Raw genomic sequence first — 19,165 nt, 5'->3', positions numbered from 1 at the left:
ACTGAAATCAAAAATTTGAGTTTGCAGAAGGCAAGCATATTATCAATGATAGACAATGCGACATCCTTGTTATTGGCTTTGCTGGATGCTAGAGAGAAAAAGAAACATGATTAAATTCGAACCAATTGATGATGGTAATTCATGGTCTGGATCAGATTGGTCAATCACCAATGAGAATGAGTTGGCAAAGCTAATAGCGCGTGTGGCCTTAGGTCAGTCGCGGCATGCGTTAAAAATTTTAAACGGAACACATGCAACTTCATTAATACCCGCGAAGACTGCTTTAGATGGGGCTATTAATCTATTAACAGCTAAAGATCCCGCAAAGCCATGGCATCGAGATGGATGGCTATTTCAAGTAATTTCTTGGATCGCCGCCAATCTTCAGAATCCTAAAACAATTAAATCAGCTCCTCACATGATTCATGCGCACAAAGGATTTGATGGCATTCATTTGCAGCTCGATTCCTCAAACACTAATGTGGTGTCAGTTGTAATTTGTGAAGAAAAGGCGACCGAGGGGCCTAGAGGAAAAATCACTAGTCAAGTTTGGCCAGAATTCACGGAAATTGAATCTGGCTCTAGGGACAATGAGCTGATTTCTGAATTAACTAATTTGCTTGCTATGCATGGATCTGTTGATTCTGAACAAGTCGTCAATAAGGTCCTATGGAACCAAGCTCGTTCATATCGAGTGTCAATAACCATTGGTGATAAAGAACACTCCGAAGAGGGACGGAAAATCCTTTTTGGTGGGTATGAAAAAATAGTCAAAACTAAAAAAGTTAACTGTAGAAGAGCTGAAACTTTTTATCAAAAAGACTTGCGACAATGGATGAAAGATATGGCAGATAAAGCAATTTTTGCAGCAAAGGAAATGGAATCAGAAAATGTATGATCAAGAAACAGCGAGGCTTATTCGTGAGACTCCATCATTAAAAGGGCTTAATCGTAAATCTTTACCGCTTCTTCTAACCGAGGCATTTGCAGAAATTGCATCTGCTCGCATTAGATTGTGTGATATGAACAATGAAGAGCCCCAAAGGCTTTCCAAATTGTTGAGGAAAATTCGTAGGCTTGCGTATACAAATGAAGCGCTAGTTTCCGCATTACCTGATCGAGAAGATAGGAGTGCGGCTGCGTTTGTTGCAGCTACAGCTCATCAACTTTGTTTGGATGCTGATCATATTTTGGGGCGGGCTGAACAAAAAACTTTTATTAATGCTTATTCTATTTCAAGCGATATTGCCGCTATGTTGTTGTATATGATTGCGGAAGCAACTGCGGATGCGAGCGAAATATCAAAGAAAGTAAACTGCAAATCTTCTGATTCTTTTGAGAGTGAGCTAATAATATCATTGCGTGATCTTGCTTGTGGAAAACTTACAGTCATTGTAAATCGCATAATACCGGATATTAAACTCGATGGCTCCGAAGATCTAGCTACGTTAGCTGTGAACTCTCTTTATAGGGTAATTTTGGAAGGTGTTCGCGCACTTGCAAATCAGATTTTAGGTCAATCTGAGCATAACGCTCGCGATCCAGTCTCAATCTTTAAAGAAGTGTGTAAGCTATGCATTGGACCGAATCAAGAAGTATTTGAAAATACAGAAAGAGCACCGACTAGCGTCTTTTCTGGCCCCTTTCATTTGGCATCACTTTTGATTTCAGTATCAAAAGATCTTGCCAATAGCTCCGTTGTTAATATTAATGTTCCGCCTAAGATAAACAAAAAAAAGTGGAACGAAAGTATGCGTCATATAGCTAAGTATCGTCCTTATCTTTGGCGTAATCATCGTGATGCCATTCAACAGGGATACCTTCGAATAGGTGTCTCTGCTGTAGTAGGTTTTCCAACAGGAGCTGGCAAATCTACTCTTTCAGAGCTAAAAATTAATACCGCTCTTCTCTCTAAGAAAAGCGTTTTATTTCTTGCTCCCACTCATGCTTTAGTTGACCAGACATCGAAATCATTGTCTTATTCGTTTCCTGGCACGCCGGTTCAACGTGAACAATTGGATGAATTTTATTTTTCAACTGACAATGGTGATATTCCAGAAATTTTTGTTATGACACCAGAATCTTGCCTAGCGCAGATGAGCATGGATTCAAACGTATTTACTAATGTTGGACTATTTGTGTTTGATGAATGCCATCTTCTGCACCCAAATGACAATCTAAATGACCGTCGTGCTATTGATGCGATGCTATGTGTATTAAATCTTTCGAAGATAGCACCAGACATGGATTTTCTATTGTTGTCGGCTATGGTGAAAAATACTGATGATCTTGCTAGGTGGATATCGGAGTTGACTGGTCGTCCCTGTCTTCCGTTATCGTTATCCTGGAGGCCGACTCGACAGCTAAGAGGAAGCGTGGTTTACGATCAGGAAATCATCACAAGACTTAACCGAAAATTGTCGGCCGAGAAAGTTAAATCTAGCACAAGATCTCCGCCTGTAGCTATCAAACGAACACTAAATGTGAAAGCTAAAGCGCTTTTCAGCATGAAACAAACTTGGGCAACCAGAAACCGAAACGAATATGTATTGGTTGGTTTGCTTGAAGAAAGTGTACAACTAGCAGCGAACTCACATTGGAGGCTTACACCTAACGCCATTTCGGTATCTTCTTCTATTGCTGCGGCTGCAACAAAAAAGAATATAAAAACCCTCGTATTCTTCCAGTCGATTAAGAATGCAGTAAGTGCGGCAAATCAGATATCTAAACTGCTACCACCGATATCAATCAAACTGAGGAATGACGAAGCTGGCTGGTTGGATACTGCAATTACGGAACTGGGAGGAGAGGCCCACTTATATTTAGATGTTAAGAATGGCAGAGTTGTGAAACCGGCAACTGCCCATCATGGTCTATTGTTGCCAGAAGAGCGGTTCCTTTGTGAATCTCTTTATAAGAGATCTGATGGCCTAAAGGTTTTAACTGCGACTTCAACTCTTGCACAAGGCATGAATTTACCCAGTGAATTAGTAATAATTGGGGAAGATAGCCGATTTGATAAGACAACTGATAAGCGCGAGATCCTTCAGGCACAAGAATTATTGAATGCAGCAGGACGCGCGGGTCGTGCGGGAGAGAGTTCAAATGGTATTGTCCTAGTCGTACCAGGGAAAGTTGTTGGTATCGATATTGAAGAGGCAACAATAGGTGCTCATTGGTCGGATCTCCGTGAAATCTTTGGTCAATCTGATCAATGTCTAGAGATAGAAGATCCTCTTTCGGTAATTTTGGATCAAATTCATGTAGAAAGCGACAGCAATGGTGAACTAGAAAGATATGCAATTTTAAGGTTGTCTTCAATAGATGGAGAAAATCAATCAGAAGCGCTTGTTGATTCTATCAAATCATCTTTTGGAGCTTATTTAGCTAGAAAAAAAGGAAATGATCGTTGGGTGCAAGAGAGAGTTAATACAGCAACAGCATTTTTGAAAGTCCAATCTCCTGAGTCTAAAACTGAAATAGTGGAATCTCAAGTTGCAGCCAGTCTTGGACTATCTTTGAATTTGGTATCCAGGTTATCTGATGCTCTAAAGAAAAACCCGTTGGATTCTGATGCGAAGATCCCAGAATGGCGGCGTTGGTTTTTTAACTGGCTTTCATTAAATCCAGATTTACTAGAACAAGTTATTCGTCGTCAAAGCCTAATAGAGCTTTTTGGCAAAAAGTATGAGTCATTGAATTCGGCTGAGGAACAGGCTCAATTCGCAATTCCGATTCTACGCAAGTTAGTCTGGTACTGGATGAGAGGTGATACATTAAGTGAAATGGAGCTTCTCTTAGGAACTGAAAGAAACAAACTAAAGACATGTGATAAGGCTCGTCGGTTTGTACTTAAAATTATTCCTGAGCTGTCTTATCTTTTCGGATTGCCTGCATTACTTCACAGGCGATTTAATGCAAGCACCGAACAATCGGCATATCTTTCTCCAGCTCTTTTTCAGCTTGGTCGGTGTATTCGAATTGGACTAAACTCACATGAAAAGGCAGCGCTAAATAATCTACTACAAAATCTTAAGCTATCACGTAGGCAAATTCACCAACACTTTGCGCGGGCGAAACATTATTTGGAAAGACCTAAGCCAAGAGAAACTTGGTCACAAACGCTGCAAAGGGTACGGGTAGCAATCAATAAAGAATTAAATAACCAAGATATATAAAGCTTGTATATTTAAAGGATGACTTTCTGAAAAACTTCTTTTCGTGAGCTTGCTTTAGTTCACCCCAATACTGGCGAGCCATATAAAGCCCACAGGGATCTCATGATGCATTGTTACACTGAAATATTAAATTCAACGCAATAGTAAAGTTTCTTTGAAGAAGCGCTAGTGGTGCAATTCAGTGCTCACCAATGGGAATATAGTTTTTTAGCCGCAGTTGTTAAGTTTTATCAAGTCTAGATTTTAAAAGTGAGAAAATAAGACCAATCTAATTGATAAATTAGAGATAATAATATAACAGGTGAAAAATTATATTATGAAAATTTCAAATGCAACTATCGTTCTTAGTGCCTCAGATCTTGTTGGGTATTTGAATTGTAATTATTTAAGTTCACTTGATCTTGCAGTGATTCACGGAAAGCTTGAAAAGCCCAGCTATTATGATCCGCTTCTTGAGCTTCTCGCAGAAAGAGGAAATCAACACGAAAAAGCATATCTTGATCACTTGAAAAAGAGTGGCTTTGAATATGTGAGCATAGAGGGTATCGAAATATCCGATGCAAGTGTAAAAGCTACATGTGAGGCGATGAATAGCGGCGTCCCGATAATCGTACAAGCTGCGCTGAGATCTGAAAACTTTGTAGGAAGAGCAGATATTCTGAAACGGATTGAAAAGCCAAGTAAATTCGGTAGTTGGTCATATGAAATTATTGATACTAAGTTATCCAGAGATACAAAAGGTGGAAGTATTTTACAGCTTTGTCTCTATGCCGATTTATTAGCTGAAATTCAAGGTTTCCCGCCAGAACATATTTATATTGTAGCGCCGTGGTCTGATTTTGAACCTCAAATATTTCGCTTTGATGATTATTCCGCTTACTACAGAAAGGTAAAAAATGCAGCATTGAATGCTATCAAGCTTGGAACTTTCGAACAAACGTACCCAGACCCAAAGTCTCATTGTGATATTTGCCGCTGGAAAAATAATTGCGACTTAAGGCGGCGTAACGATGATCATTTATGTCTCGTTGCGAATATTTCAAAAAATCAAATCAGCGAGCTAAAAGGCAATGGAATTGAAACACTTAAAGCCTTAGCAGAACTTCCAAGTCCTATTCCGCTCTCCCCCAAAAAAGGTTCCATTGTTACCTACGAGAAATCGAAAGCTCAAGCACATGCGCAGATGGAATCACGAAAAGCAGGGGAACTTAAGTACAAGCTTAAACAGTTAATTCCTAACGTTGGATTGTGTGCATTGCCTGAACCTTCGAAAGGTGACATCTTTTTTGACATTGAGGGTGATCCCTTTGCAGGAGAGCATGGACTTGAATATCTGTTAGGTTATGCATATTACGAAAATGAAGCGCTCAAATATAAAAGTTTATGGGGATTTACCCGAGCTGACGAAAAAAATATTTTCGAACAGTTTATTGATGATGCTTACTCTCGTCGTGAAAAATATCCTGATATGCATATCTATCACTTCGCGCCATATGAGCCATCTGCGTTAAAGCGCCTTATGGGCCGATATGCAACCAGAGAGGAAGAGGTTGATAATTTACTCAGAGGAGAAGTATTTGTTGACCTTCTCAGCATTGTAAAAAATGCGATGTATGCTGGAGTTGAAAGCTATTCAATCAAAAAATTGGAACAATTTTTCAAGTTTCAGCGAAAAATTTCTTTACATGATGCCAACGTTGCACTTACCAAATTAACATCATGCATTGAGCTTAATGACATTCAACATATTAACGAAGCTACCAAACAGGTAGTTGAAAGCTACAATGCCGATGATTGCTTTTCCACATATGAATTAAGAAATTGGCTTGAAAATTTAAGAGCTAAATTGATTGAGAATGGCGCGATAATTACAAGGCCGCCACTGCCTATATTAACGCCTAAAGAAGAACTCAATGAAAGAGCGAAAAAGGTTCAAGATCTTATACAAAAACTCACTCATGATACTCCTATTGATGTTAAAGAGAGAACGAATGAACAGCAGGCAAAGTGGGTGCTAGCATATTTACTTGATTGGCATCGTCGTGAAGAAAAAGCTACATGGTGGGAGTTTTTTAGGCTTAAAGATCTTACCCCAGATGATCTCATAACAGAAAAGGCAGCTATTTCTGGGCTTACCTATTTGGAGACTGTCGAAAAAAGTAAGACGGGAATTCCAATTGATAAATATCAGTTTGAACCGCAAGACACCGATATAAGAGAGGGCGAAAGTCTTATTCAAAACGGAGGGAATAAGCTAGGGACAGTCGATGCTATTTGTAAAGAATCCCGCACGATTAACATTAAAAAAACTGGGCAGACGAAAGATATTCATCCTGAAGCCGTTTACTCGCATTTAGTCATTCCAACGAATGAACAAGCAGATGCAATTATGCGGATTGCCGAATATGTTGTTGAAAATGGTATTGATAGTGATGGCCCTTATCTATCGGCTAGAGAGTTATTGCTCAAGAAACTACCTGATATATCTGGTCATTCAATGACAAATGAAGGTGAAACTATTCTTGAATCCGCCTTAAGAATTGCTAGTAATATTCGTTCTGGTGTTTTACCTATACAAGGTCCACCTGGGACAGGAAAGTCTTATAGTGGAGCAAAAATGATATGCGCCTTTGTAAAACAAGGGAAGAGGGTTGGCATCACTGCTAATAGTCATAAAGTTATTAGACATCTAATTGATAAAGTAATTGAATCGGCTATCGAAGATGGAGTTAACCTTAAAGCAATACAGAAACCAAAGGACATGGAGGAAGATAAAGAACATTTAATTTTTGCTAGAAAAAATGAGGACGTTTTTACAGCACTTGCAAATGGTACAGCACAAGTTGCAGGAGGCACTCATTTTTTGTGGAGCAGAGCAGATGCTATTAACACTATAGATGTACTTTTTATAGATGAGGCTGCTCAAATGTCTTTAGCTAATGTTTTGGCCGTATGCCCTGCTGCCACAACTGTGATATTGCTGGGTGATCCTCAGCAATTGGATCAACCAACTCAGGGGTCGCATCCAGATGGAACTGGCGTTTCTTCACTGGACCACGTGCTTAATGGAGCACAAACTATCAGCCCAGAACAAGGACTGTTTTTGAGGGATACGTGGCGACTAAGTCCGGACATTTGTACATATAACTCTGAGTTATTCTATGATTCTAAACTTTTCTCCGTAAACGGGTGTGAACTACAAAAAATCGAATCTGAAAGTAAATTTTTTGGTTCAGGGCTCCGATATTGCCCAGTGAAGCATTCCGGCAATACAAATTTATCTATCGAAGAAGCGGATGCGGTAAAGAAAATCGTTGATACAATCATTACTTCAAATTCAACATGGATCGATAGAAAAGGTGTAGCAAGAAAGATATCCATTGAAGATATTTTAATAATAGCTCCGTACAATGCACAGGTATTCGAAATACAACAACGAATTCCTGATGCGCGTGTTGGAACGGTCGATAAGTTTCAGGGCCAAGAGGCACCAATCGCCATTTATACAATGGCGACTTCTTCATACGAAGATGCGCCTAGAGGAATGGAATTTTTATATAGTGGAAATAGAATGAATGTTGCTATATCGCGCGCCCAGTGTTTGGCTATTCTTGTTGCCTCACCATTAATTTTTGAAGCAGATTGTAAAACACCAAGGCAGATGAAACTTTTAAATGCTTTTTGCCGATATTTAGAAATGGCAGAAACAATTACTTAATAAGTTTGCATAGCGATAGGTGAAACAGGATTTCGATAGAATAAATCATTTTATTAAAAAATCACTACCCCCCCCTCTCTGCGCTCTGTGGAGAGGGAATCTTGATAAAATATAATACTCATTTCGAAAAGTCTTTAAAGACATTTTCCATGCAATGTAGATGCTCAAGTGTATTTCTATTTTTTAAGTGGAAATTATAACTCATCGATTTTTCATCGTTAGATGTTGGTATTACTGGACGAACATCAATTTTCCACTGTCTTACTAAATAATAAAATAATACAGCTTTAGTATTTATAATAAATTCATCCGATACCGAGTTTATCCCATACTCATACCGCAATAAGTCTTGTTGATCTGATTTTAGGTTAGGGTGTATTCCCAGAACAATTGGTGTCATAAGGTGCCAGTCACTGTCACTATTCAATTCCTCACCTTTAGAGGAGGTCATTTTTGGGATTTCAGTGGCGGAAATGAGCCGAGAGAAATCGAAACATTTAAAGTTGCCTTGATTTGTTTCCATGTTTTTATGATAAGCCCTAAACATCCAAGAGACTCCGTCATAAAAGATTGCCGTTGGAAACAGAGTCCTATCTCCATGATTACTACTGGTAGCTGAAAAATATTTACAGCTAATTGCATACTGTTCACTTATCGCCCGTGTCACTTTGGCCACAAGTTCTACATTCAATTTTTTTGGAACGCTTCCAATACGAACATACGGTATTAAAGGCCCATCCATTAACTTATTTTTATTAAAGCCATTTGCCAACATACCCAAAGCCATCTCTGCGTCGATCTCTATTAACGGCTCGAAGGTTGTACGTACGATCACATTTTTCCCTAAGCTCCTTTCATACTCAATATTGAAAGGGCGCAGCACTCGATACTCTGTAAGCGCTTGTGACGCCGCCGCCTCTTTCAATCCAAAGAACGCAGTTAAATCATTCCTACTTAGGGATCCTTTGAACTGGAAAATGAAGTCAATAAAAGCCAGTCGCTCAGCATCTCGTACGCCAAACTCTCTTTGCAAAATGTCAAAAGTATATTTTTTGATCACCTGATTCACCCTAGTCATATCTTTTTTATTGTAATTGGATTTGATTTCAAAAAGCACCAAATGATGGCGTTGAATGTTGACTCGCCCTATGACGTGGTATTAGTATACGTGGTAGCTACACAAATCGCAATTATGACATATGTTGTGCTTTATTGTTTAGCTATACCGATATCTAGTGTTTTTCATACAGGAGGCCTTATGGCTACTAATGGTAAAAGTGGAGACGACAGACGGCATGGGGCTGTACGTGAACGTTCTCAAACTCAGACCCCTTCAGGGTTATGGGTCAAACGGGACGCTGGCACCGGCCAATTTATGGACGTGAAAAAGGATGGTGAGCCATTCAAGGGGGTGAGGCGCGAAAAAAAGTAAAGGCAAGTAGATAGTTATCCACTTGCCTTTAGGGTGCCTAAATAAAATCTAGGCGGCGTGAGAACCTCTAGTATGGTTTTGGGCACCCTCTTAGTCAAGTGAACGAGCGCACAACGTTTTTTCTTGATCAACCAAGAGGGCCATACTATGTCCAAGTTTGATGTAACACTTTTTATACAAAACCAATCTTTATCAATCTTTCCTGGATTGTATACAGGCGAGCAACTTTATCGTCTGGGTGATATTTCACCTCGCAACTACACCCTGTCGTTAGATGTTGCCAATGAAATTGATATGCCCATACACCCCAATGATGCTCTTATCATCAAGGGGGGCGAACGATTAGTTGTCTCGCAGAAAGCCTGTAATGACACATCCGTAAATTTTCCTCTTCATTCACCAATACCTTTCACATTGAATGGTCAAGTCTATGAAGGAAGCAAAGCGTTTCAAAAAATCAAAATCACCACTCGTGACTTCAAAAATATCCTAGATGAGCCTCAGCTGAAATTTATCGTGGATATTGATGGTTTGTCTGATGTGATTTTGCCGGATGATAAAAATATTGTCGTTGGTACAAACTGGTCAATTTTGACGATTGTTGATAATGATTATGAGCCCACTGATCGCGAACATTGCGATGATGTAAACCCCGCTCACAAATATAAAATCCGCATTGATGATGAAAAATACACGGTTCGAGTCCCGAAGAAAACCGGTCGAGACATTTTGCTTTTAGCTGGAAAAGAAAATCCCGAACAGTACGACCTTTATCAATTATTTAAAGATGGCTCTACAAAAACTGTAGCGCTCAATGAAAAAGTTGATTTTTCCTGTCCTGGTATTGAACGGTTTATTACCATACCCCGGGATATGACAGAAGGGTTAGAGGCCCGCCGACAATTTCGTCTTCCCGCACGAGATGAGATTTTTTTGAATAGCTTAAATCTCATGTGGGAAGCCGTTATAGACAGCGGAGTGCGACGTGTAGTGATCCATGATATGCCGCTCCCTGCGGGTTATACCGGTCAAACGGTGACAGTGAACATGCGCATTGAGGCGGGTTATCCTGACGCCCAAATTGATATGGCATATTTTTTCCCACCAATTTCACGAGCAGACGGTAAGCAAATTAATGCTATTTGCGCAGATCCCTTTGATGGAAAGGAATGGCAACGTTGGTCAAGACACCGGACAGCTCAAAACCCCTGGCGACCAGGGTTGGACAATGTCGGAACTCACTTCGCAGCAATTAACGCTTGGCTAAGCACTGAATTGGATAAGTAGAGGTGAGAAAATGAATATATCTATTCGAATCACTGAAGCGCATTACGATCAATTAACCAAACATCTACATCCTGGTGACGGCAAGGAGGCCGTCGCTTTCGCACTCTGCGGTAGAGCGACGTTTAAAGGTAATCAAAAGTTACTTGTTAATGAAATCATTCCCGTTCCTTATGATGCTTGTTCTGTCAGAAAAACTGACCAAGTTACTTGGAATTCTAATGTAATTCAGCCTGTGCTAGAAAAAGCAAAGCGAGAGGGTTTTGGAGTTATTAAATTTCATAGCCATCCGACTGGATACGAACAATTTTCAGAAACGGACGATCTTTCCGACCGAGCTCTATTTCCAAAAATATACTCTTGGTTAGACTCGGACAATCCGAATGTGAGCGCAATTGTTCTAGGAAATGGAATGGTAATTGGCCGCGTAGTTAGCAGAACTGGAAAATTCTTTCCAATAGATTCGTTCTGGAAGATTGGTCACGAATTCAATGATCTGTTACATCATGATATCTCTTCGAATGAAGGCGCGCCAAAATTTTCAAAACGAATATCTCAAACTTTTGGAGAAAAGACTTTCAACCAACTCAAAAACCTAAAAGTTGGAATTGTCGGTTGCTCGGGAACCGGTAGCCAGGTGATCGAACAATTAGTCAGAAATGGTGTTGGCAATTTAGTCTTGGTTGATCCAAAAGCAGCGAACGATGGAAATCTTAATAGAATTACCAATAGTAAATATGAAGATGTTGCTGCCGAAAAGCCTAAGGTCTACATGCTTGAAGATGCAATTAAGCAAATTGGCATTGGTACTGTGGTTGACCCTTACAACAAAGATTTATTTAATCCTGAGGTTGTGAGGGCCCTATCGGTTTGCGACGTAATATTTGGCTGCATGGATTCCGTTGATGGTCGCCATTTGCTAAATAAGCTAGCGACATTCTATCTCTTACCGTACTTCGACCTTGGGGTAAAACTGGTTGCGGATGGCCAGGGAGGAATATCCACCGCATGCATGCAGTGCCATTACATTCAACCGGGAAAGTCCAGCCTTTTTAGTCGTAGAGTTTATACGTTAAAGCAGCTTGAAGCAGCGTCGCTTTATCGAACAGATCCACAAGCTTATGAAGCGCAACGAAAGGTTGGATACATTGATGGCGTCAATATTGATCGACCTGCAGTGATCACAGTTAATGCTTTGATTTCATCTTATGCGATGGATAGCTTTTTATCGAGAGTTCACCCTTACAAGAGAATTAACAATAAGGATATGGCATTAATTACAGTGAGCCTTACAGATATGTTGCTTTTTAAATCCGGTGAAACAGAGCCTTGCGAGATGCTCGTTAACTACGTTGGGCTTGGTGACATAAGTCCATTGTTAAATTCTCCTGAATTAAGTGAGTAGCAGACAGATGCTTAAATACATTGTTAAGTTATTAAATTGTTTTTTAGTTTGGCTTTTTAAAAGAGAAAACCTTTACAGAAGTGAATATGTTTCTGATATCCCTAAAAACCCACAACCTCATAAGGTTTATATTCTGGGAGGAGAAAAAAGTCCATTTCTTGCTGTAATTCAATGCCCATGTGGATGCGGGGAATTGTTGCATATGAACTTATTGAGTTCCCGAACTCCCTGTTGGAAGTTTTCTTTTGATAACAATGGAATTGTAACATTTGAGCCATCCTTATGGAAAAAGACGGGCTGCCGAAGTCATTTCCATTTGATTAATGGGGAAATAAGGTGGACGAAATAAGGGGTGCTTTAATAGCGTCTCTTTAAATACTACTTTTTAAAAATTTACAGTGGAGAACCAAAAAATGTTCAGCGATTTTTTGAATTCAATCAAAAGTATTAAACCTTTTTTTCTCCTTAACATATTTCTGACGTTATCACTGGCCTTAATGGTCTTCGGTTCAGAAATTTTAGTAAAGCCGATGTCTATCAAAACAATATTGATCCCAATTCTTGGGCTGATAAGTTACGGGTTGATTTGGTATTGGATTGATTTTGTTGGGTGGTTCAAACACCTTCTCACCAGTGATGATCTTATAAATTTAGGGGTATGGCTAGCTTGCTCTATTTTAACATTAGCCTTTTTGCTAACCTTTTCTTATCTAGGTGATAAGAATTCTGTTGGTGAACTCTTTCGACATCCAGGATTCATCTACACATTAACACTCTATCTGTTAGCGTTTGTCACATTTGAAACTTCAACCAGATAATTAGTCGCGATGAGCTTTGCGCATGTCTGTTCAGACTATTCAAATGCGGAGCTATTATGTGGTGCTGAAAGCCCGCTTTTAGCCGTTATGCGATGTGATTAATCTAATCCAAATTTTAAGACGCTGGTACGTTTTGTGATTGGTCATTAAATTAAACATTAAAATTATATAGATGCCAAAGTTCTCTAAAGATCCCTCATTAATAAATTCTATATCGTTAGGATGGAAACACTGATTCATGAAACTAGGCAATTTTTTAAGAGAAAATGTGAGCAAACTGACTGACTACGGGTTAAGCGGGCTAGGTAGCTTAATAGATGACTCCCCAATTGAATCAGAGATTCTGCTTCACAAGGCAGAAAATTTTTTATCAACCACTGATAGTTTCTTTGAGATTCATCAACTTCTGATTAAGGCAATAGATATTCAGATTTTTTCTTTATTAAGTAAGCTGGGAATAATCGCACCAAACTCTTTTGAGGAAAAAATTGCAGTTGTAAATAAATTGGGAATTTTAGCTCCACGGATCTTAATGAAGATTAGGGAATTAAGTAACGATAGAGAAAACGGCAGCGATGTGGAAAAAAAGGAAAGATTAGAAAACCAACTTGACATAACAGTTCTCTTTGTGAAGACAACTAAAAGATTTATGTGCAATTTTTTTCAAGATTTCGAGATGGTTTTTCATGAAGAAACGCCTGACTGGGGCAAAGTAAATAGAAACAGTTGGTTGGGAAGTGCGAAACACGGCTATAAGATGTTATTTCATGATAAAGGAAAAGCACATATCCAAGTAATAGGGGTTTTGGATTACTCTGAAATTATGAATTATCGGGTTGAAAGTGTTGACGGTGAATACATTCCTTTGATGCGAGCTTTCATTAAGTTAAGTTTATGGGAAATCGATCCAGTAAGAGTTTTTAGAGAGTTATACGAGGAAGTACTCATGAGTGATAAGTTAAGATGATTACACATTTGAAGGAGTTTCTGACGGGTTATAATCAACCTTTAGATTATTATGAAAGGGTGTCATTTACTGATTTAGACTTTCCATTTGAGATCCACGCCCAATATTTTCTCGAAATTGCAGAGAAGGATCTATTGATGGATGATCTTCGTGGCAATATTAATGCGTTAACCAACGCGAAGAGGGCTGTCGATTGCCAAATTGAAGCAATCATTGAAGTGCTTTCTTTGAAAAAAGAAAAGCATTTTCCTGCTAAAATCGAACGAATAAAAGAAGTAGGTTTGGTCGCGCCTAGGGTTCTTACAAGGATAAATAAATTAAGAAATTTGCTTGAGCACGAGTTTGTATCTCCATCCAGAACAGTGGTAGAAGATTATGTAGACATAGCAAATCTATTTATCGAGCTGTCGAATGGGCTATTTCGGATGTATGCATGGCAATTTGCTCTCTATGATAAGCGGACATATGGACATAAAAATGGAATTCGAGTTAATTTAAATCGAGAGGATAACTCCATGGAAGTAATTATGTATAACGCTGATGGGAAAACATCTACTTGTATAATAAGACCCACCAATCGCGAATATATCCCCTTAGTACGGTTAGCCATCAAAACAGACTGGGGTGATTCAACCGAGACGGATGAACAATTAATACAGGAAATGGTTAAAGAGATAGTCTCTCCTTTTGGCAAGAAATGAAAATCAGCTGCGTAATTTTGTACATCATTTTTGTGGTGGTAGCGGTTGCGCAGACTTCGGAAATTTTGGAATTATTGACGTAAGAACAGGTAAGGTTTTACTAGAGCCTGATTAGCCATTCAATGGAAACACGGAAAAAGCTAAGAAAATAATGGATGCAGAGCCAAAACTATTTGCGTGCGAATTGACAAGTTATGAAATTTGCCTGCACTCCAAAATAGAGCTTGGATAGCAAGCAGCGGTAGTGATTGACATTTAAAGCGACAATCAGAAGCCAGCTGTTGATTTGCCGCGAACTTCTGCTGTTGGCCGAACTGCCACTGGGAGGGTTGGTTAAGTTGTCTGTTTTCTCTAGAATTATAGGCTTGCGGTATGGTTTTCCATATACCAACAAATCTGGTTCTTGAATTTCGCATTTGATTGGGTGAGCCAATATTTAAAGAGGTGCTTATGTCGAAAGTAAGTTCCAAAAGGCAAGTTACATTGCCTGTCGATTTGTGTCTCTTAGCGGGCATTGAGCCTGGTGATGAAGTGTCAGTCTTTGTTGATCGGAAGGGCATTATTTCTGTTGTGAAAAAAACCGTTGGCTCGTCCAAAGGATTTTTAAAGGGCGTGCAGGAAATTAACAACATAAGTGATGAAAACTCACTGGCGAGTGTTATGCATCATCCAACGCGCTAGATATTGATGTGTTGCGCTGACCTACTAAATCCGCATTCGTTAGCGGATGTATTGCCTTACAGATTTAGCGTTATAAATATCCTTCTGCGGTGGGGCGAAAATAATTGTAAAACCACAGTAGGTAAAATCTAGTTTGTGGCTTTCAAATTAGACAATGGATATTTCCGTATCCTGAATAGTGAGGAGCACCTAATGCAGCAGTATAGTCCACAGCACCCTGGCGCCTTTATAAGACGAGTATATTTACAGTCTAACGCATTAAATTCATGCGAGGTTGCCGCCAGACTGCAGGTAAATCCCGTTACATTTAGTCGCTTGGCAAATGGAAAGACCGGAATATCCCCTGTTATGGCCTTGAAGCTTTCAAAAGTGTTAGGGCGAAGCCCTGAAAGCTGGCTTGCAATGCAGCGTAATTTTGATTTGTGGGAAGCAAAATTAAAAACAGATTTGTCAGGTTGCGAGTCAATAAAGTTTTAAAAATTGTTCACGAGCGAATGTGCCCACAATGCTTAATTTACTAGCTATTTGAGATGGCTTTGTTTTTAAAGGAAATTTTTTAACGAAGAAAAGCAAAGAGAGGAGTAAATTCACCTGCCTAACAATTTGAAGCATAAAATGTCAGCTTCAAATTGTTAGCATAAAGTGTCATTTTCAGACATTTTATGGGTGACCCGACAGTTTGGAACTTGCCAAACTCATAAGTGGTGCCCAGAAGAGGACTTGAACCTCCACGACTTGCGTCACCAACACCTGAAGCTGGCGTGTCTACCAATTTCACCATCTGGGCGTACTCAGCCTTGGCTGAGGTCGCGCACTATAATTAGCGCGATTTGGATTGTCAACGAGGCTGGCGATTTTATTTGTAGGTTTGTCATCATCGCTGCCCTATAATTGGGGCAACAGCGCCAGGAACGTTTAAAAACCGCCAATATTGATCATAGGATGCCCAATTGACTAAACGTAAAGCCCCGCCCCGCGATGCCTTCGCCGCGCGCGAAGCCGAAAAATACGAAAACCCCATCCCCAGTCGCGAATACATTCTCGACCTCCTCGATAGCGCCGATCAGCCGGTTACCCATGAGCAGATGTGTGTGATGCTGAAGCTTACTGGTGAAGACCAGATCGAGGCGCTGCGCCGCCGTTTGATTGCGATGGCGCGCGATGGCCAGTTGATCAGCAACCGCCGCGACGCCTATGTGCGCCTCGATAAGATTGATGTGGTGCGCGGCCGCGTGCAGGGGCATCGCGATGGTTATGGGTTTGTGATCCGCGCGGATGGCGGTGAAGATATCTATCTGCACAATCGCCAAATGCGCAAAGTATTTGATGGCGATGAAGTGATTGTACGGCTCTCCGGCGAGCAGTATCGCGGTAAAGAAGAGGGCGCGATTGTCGATGTGCTGGTGCGCAATACCACCCAATTGGCCGGGCGCTTTTTTAATGAAGAGGGCGTGCAATTTGTACGCCCGGAAAACCCGCGTATTACCCATGACATTATGATTCCGTTTGGCGCCTATGGCGGTGCCAAACACGGGCAAATCGTGGTGGCGGAAATCACCATGCAGCCGGACAAAAACCGCTTGCCCACAGGCCGCGTGATTCAAGTATTGGGCGACCATATGGCGCCGGGCATGGAAATCGAATTGGCGATTCAAGCGCACGGTATTCCCAGTGTTTGGCCAAGTGAAGCGCTGGCGGAAGCGGCGCGTTTATCCCACGAGGTATTAGAGCAGGACAAGTTGCATCGCGTTGATGTGCGCCACTTGCCGTTTGTCACCATTGATGGCGAAGACGCGCGGGATTTTGACGATGCCGTGTTGTGTGAGCGCCGCAAAGGTGGCTGGCGTTTATACGTGGCGATTGCCGATGTATCGCATTATGTTCCGGTCGAAAGCGCGTTGGATATTGAAGCGCGCGCGCGTGGCAACTCGGTGTATTTCCCCGATTTTGTGGTGCCTATGTTGCCCGAGGCTATCTCTAACGGTTTGTGTTCACTCAATCCCCATGTCGATCGTCTGTGCATGGTGTGCGAGATGAATATCAGCGATGCTGGGCGCATTACCGGCTACCAATTTTATGAAGGTGTGATGCATTCCCATGCGCGATTGACCTATACCAAAGTGGGCGAAATTCTCACCGGTGAAGGCGATGCGCGCGCTGCATTGCGCGAAGAATACAAAGCCGTTGTGCCGCAGCTTGAACTGCTGCATAAATTGTATCAATGCTTGCGCGTTGCGCGCGATGAACGCGGAGCAATTGATTTTGATACGGTTGAAACGCGCATCCAATTTAATGAAGAACGTAAAATCGAACGTATTGTTCCGATTAAACGCAACGATGCACATAAATTAATTGAAGAGTGCATGTTGTGCGCGAATGTTTGTGCTGCCAAATTTATTGAAAAACATAATTTGATTGGCTTGTTCCGTGTGCATGAGGGTCCCACCGAAACCAAGCTGGCGAATTTGCGCGCGTATTTATCCGAATTAGGTTTGGGATTGGCGGGGGGTGACAAGCCCACCCCGGGCGATTACCAACAATTGTTACAGATGATTCAGGATCGCAGCGACGGTCATTTAATTCAGACGGTAATGCTGCGCAGTCTGCGTCAGGCGATGTATCAAGTAGAAAACCACGGACACTTTGGTTTGGGTTATGAAGCTTATACGCACTTTACCTCGCCGATTCGCCGTTATCCGGATTTGCTGGTGCACCGCGCGATTCGCTCGGTGGTGCGCGGCACAGAACCGACCACTCATGTGCGCCGTGTTGAGACTGCCAAAGCGATTCCGAAAAAATTTATTTACCCCTATACCGCGAGCGACATGGTGGTATTTGGCGAGCAGTGTTCACGCACTGAACGCCGCGCCGATGAAGCGACCCGCGATGTAGTGAGTTGGCTCAAGTGCGAATACCTGCGCGATCAAGTGGGCGCTGTGTATGCGGGGCACGTGAGTGCAGTGACCAGTTTTGGTTTGTTTGTTGAACTAAATGATTTGTACGTAGAAGGTTTGATTCATATCACCTCGCTGCCGCACGATTATTATCGCTTTGAACCAGCGCAACATCGCTTAATGGGCGAGCGCACGCGCAAAGTATTTGGCTTGGGTGATGAATTAGTGGTGCGGGTGGTGCGGGTGGATCTTGATAATCGCAAGATCGATTTTGAACTCGAATCAGCTAATGCGGTTCGCCGCCCCAAATCGGCGGTTAAACCCAAAACGAGTAAACGCGGCGCAGCTTCAGCCGCCGATAAAAAGGCGGGTAAAAAATCCGGCAGCGCTAAAAAATCTGGCGGCGAAAGAAAAGCAGCTGGCGAGACAAAAATATCGCCCGCAGAAATAGTAGTGAAACAGGTAGCTGGAACTAAAACGCTCAGCAAACCACTGGCCGCTAAACCGGTGGGCAAAGCGAAAAACAGCAAATCGGCGAGTGCTAAGGCATCGCCAACTAAAAAGAAAACCAGCGGCAAAAAATCGGTTGTTGCGCAACCGGTAGCGAAGAAATCAGCAACAGTAAAAGCACCGGTAGTAAAAACTGTTGTGGCGAAAAAGATCGTGGTGAAAAAAGTGGCCGATGTTGCTCCCGCCACTAAACCCGCCGCCAGTAGAAAAGCTGCTGTGCCTAAAGCTCCTGCGGTAAAGGCAGCTACTACCAAGCCAGCTACAGTAAAGAAAACGTCCGCACCTAAAGCGGCAAGTACAAAATCCAAAGGGGAGGTCGATCATGGCCGTAAAACTGCGAAAGCTGCAAGCAAGACAGCGCCAGCAACAGTTCAATCGCCTGCGCCAAAAGCGCCAAAAAGCAAGGCTGTCACTGGGGCTAAGAAGACAAATGATAAAAGACCGGTGGTTAAGGCTAAGACAAAGAATTGATCGCTGGCTGCGCAGTGAAAACTTTGTCTTGGATGAAAATTTGAATCGCGAAATTTATATAGTGAAAGACCGGATTTTGCGCGAGCGCGAAACCCGGGTCTCTGAG

Annotated in this window: 13 protein-coding genes and 1 tRNA gene; 12 read left to right on the top strand and 2 right to left on the bottom strand. The window is 41.5% G+C overall.

What is annotated here, in order from left to right; genetic code table 11:
- The first annotated feature begins 106 nt into the window (after positions 1 to 106).
- The 3 genes from AC2CG4_RS17375 to AC2CG4_RS17365 all read left to right on the top strand — a co-directional run bounded on the left by AC2CG4_RS17375 (position 107) and on the right by AC2CG4_RS17365 (position 7,896).
- Positions 107 to 898 carry a hypothetical protein gene (locus tag AC2CG4_RS17375; protein ID WP_484487473.1) on the top strand — a complete coding sequence of 264 codons (792 nt, stop codon included), beginning with the start codon at positions 107 to 109 and terminating at the stop codon, positions 896 to 898.
- Entirely contained in the window at positions 891 to 4,178 is a 3,288-nt protein-coding gene (locus tag AC2CG4_RS17370) for a DEAD/DEAH box helicase (RefSeq protein ID WP_484487472.1), read from the top strand. The genes AC2CG4_RS17375 and AC2CG4_RS17370 overlap by 8 nt, the downstream gene beginning before the upstream one ends.
- A 316-nt stretch (positions 4,179 to 4,494) precedes the next feature.
- Positions 4,495 to 7,896, top strand: a complete 3,402-nt coding sequence (locus tag AC2CG4_RS17365) for a TM0106 family RecB-like putative nuclease (RefSeq protein ID WP_484487471.1) — start codon at positions 4,495 to 4,497, stop codon at positions 7,894 to 7,896.
- Between the two features lie 118 nt (positions 7,897 to 8,014).
- Here AC2CG4_RS17365 and AC2CG4_RS17360 read toward each other — a convergent pair whose 3' ends face one another.
- On the bottom strand, positions 8,015 to 8,956 hold the full coding sequence (locus AC2CG4_RS17360; RefSeq protein ID WP_484487470.1) for a BrxR family helix-turn-helix transcriptional regulator: 942 nt from the start codon (positions 8,954 to 8,956) through the stop codon (positions 8,015 to 8,017).
- Positions 8,957 to 9,475: 519 nt separating this feature from the next.
- On the opposite strand from AC2CG4_RS17360, the gene AC2CG4_RS17355 reads away from it, so the two are divergent.
- The 8 genes from AC2CG4_RS17355 (at position 9,476) to AC2CG4_RS17320 (ending at position 15,661) form a co-directional block, all read left to right on the top strand.
- The gene (locus AC2CG4_RS17355) at positions 9,476 to 10,615 is read left to right on the top strand and encodes a multiubiquitin domain-containing protein (protein ID WP_484487469.1); all 1,140 of its coding nucleotides are present in this window, start codon (positions 9,476 to 9,478) and stop codon (positions 10,613 to 10,615) included.
- Positions 10,616 to 10,625: 10 nt separating this feature from the next.
- A complete protein-coding gene (locus AC2CG4_RS17350) occupies positions 10,626 to 12,017 on the top strand; it encodes a ThiF family adenylyltransferase (RefSeq protein WP_484487468.1) in 1,392 nt (463 codons plus the stop codon).
- A gap of 7 nt (positions 12,018 to 12,024) precedes the next feature.
- Positions 12,025 to 12,366 (top strand): ubiquitination-like system serine protease family protein, encoded by a 342-nt coding sequence (locus AC2CG4_RS17345; protein ID WP_484487467.1) that lies wholly within the window; start codon positions 12,025 to 12,027, stop codon positions 12,364 to 12,366.
- A gap of 64 nt (positions 12,367 to 12,430) precedes the next feature.
- A complete protein-coding gene (locus AC2CG4_RS17340; protein WP_484487466.1) occupies positions 12,431 to 12,835 on the top strand; it encodes a hypothetical protein in 405 nt (134 codons plus the stop codon).
- 238 nt (positions 12,836 to 13,073) lie between these two features.
- Positions 13,074 to 13,802, top strand: coding sequence for a hypothetical protein (locus AC2CG4_RS17335; RefSeq protein ID WP_484487465.1), 729 nt, complete (start codon positions 13,074 to 13,076; stop codon positions 13,800 to 13,802).
- Positions 13,799 to 14,503, top strand: coding sequence for a hypothetical protein (locus AC2CG4_RS17330; RefSeq protein WP_484487464.1), 705 nt, complete (start codon positions 13,799 to 13,801; stop codon positions 14,501 to 14,503). The genes AC2CG4_RS17335 and AC2CG4_RS17330 overlap by 4 nt, the downstream gene beginning before the upstream one ends.
- Positions 14,504 to 14,953: 450 nt before the next feature.
- Positions 14,954 to 15,184: an AbrB/MazE/SpoVT family DNA-binding domain-containing protein gene (locus AC2CG4_RS17325; protein WP_484487463.1), complete on the top strand. Its 231-nt coding sequence runs from the start codon at positions 14,954 to 14,956 to the stop codon at positions 15,182 to 15,184.
- 192 nt (positions 15,185 to 15,376) lie between these two features.
- A complete protein-coding gene (locus tag AC2CG4_RS17320; protein WP_484487462.1) occupies positions 15,377 to 15,661 on the top strand; it encodes a HigA family addiction module antitoxin in 285 nt (94 codons plus the stop codon).
- 225 nt (positions 15,662 to 15,886) lie between these two features.
- Here AC2CG4_RS17320 and AC2CG4_RS17315 read toward each other — a convergent pair.
- Positions 15,887 to 15,971: transfer RNA gene (locus AC2CG4_RS17315), tRNA-Leu, on the bottom strand.
- Positions 15,972 to 16,134: 163 nt separating this feature from the next.
- Between AC2CG4_RS17315 and rnr the strand changes: the two genes are divergently transcribed.
- On the top strand, positions 16,135 to 19,059 hold the full coding sequence (gene rnr / locus AC2CG4_RS17310; RefSeq protein WP_484487461.1) for a ribonuclease R: 2,925 nt from the start codon (positions 16,135 to 16,137) through the stop codon (positions 19,057 to 19,059).
- Positions 19,060 to 19,165: the final 106 nt, after the last annotated feature.

This window comes from Cellvibrio sp. ATLC23 (genome assembly GCF_057196725.1).
This window is presented reverse-complemented; position numbering and strand designations above follow the sequence as displayed.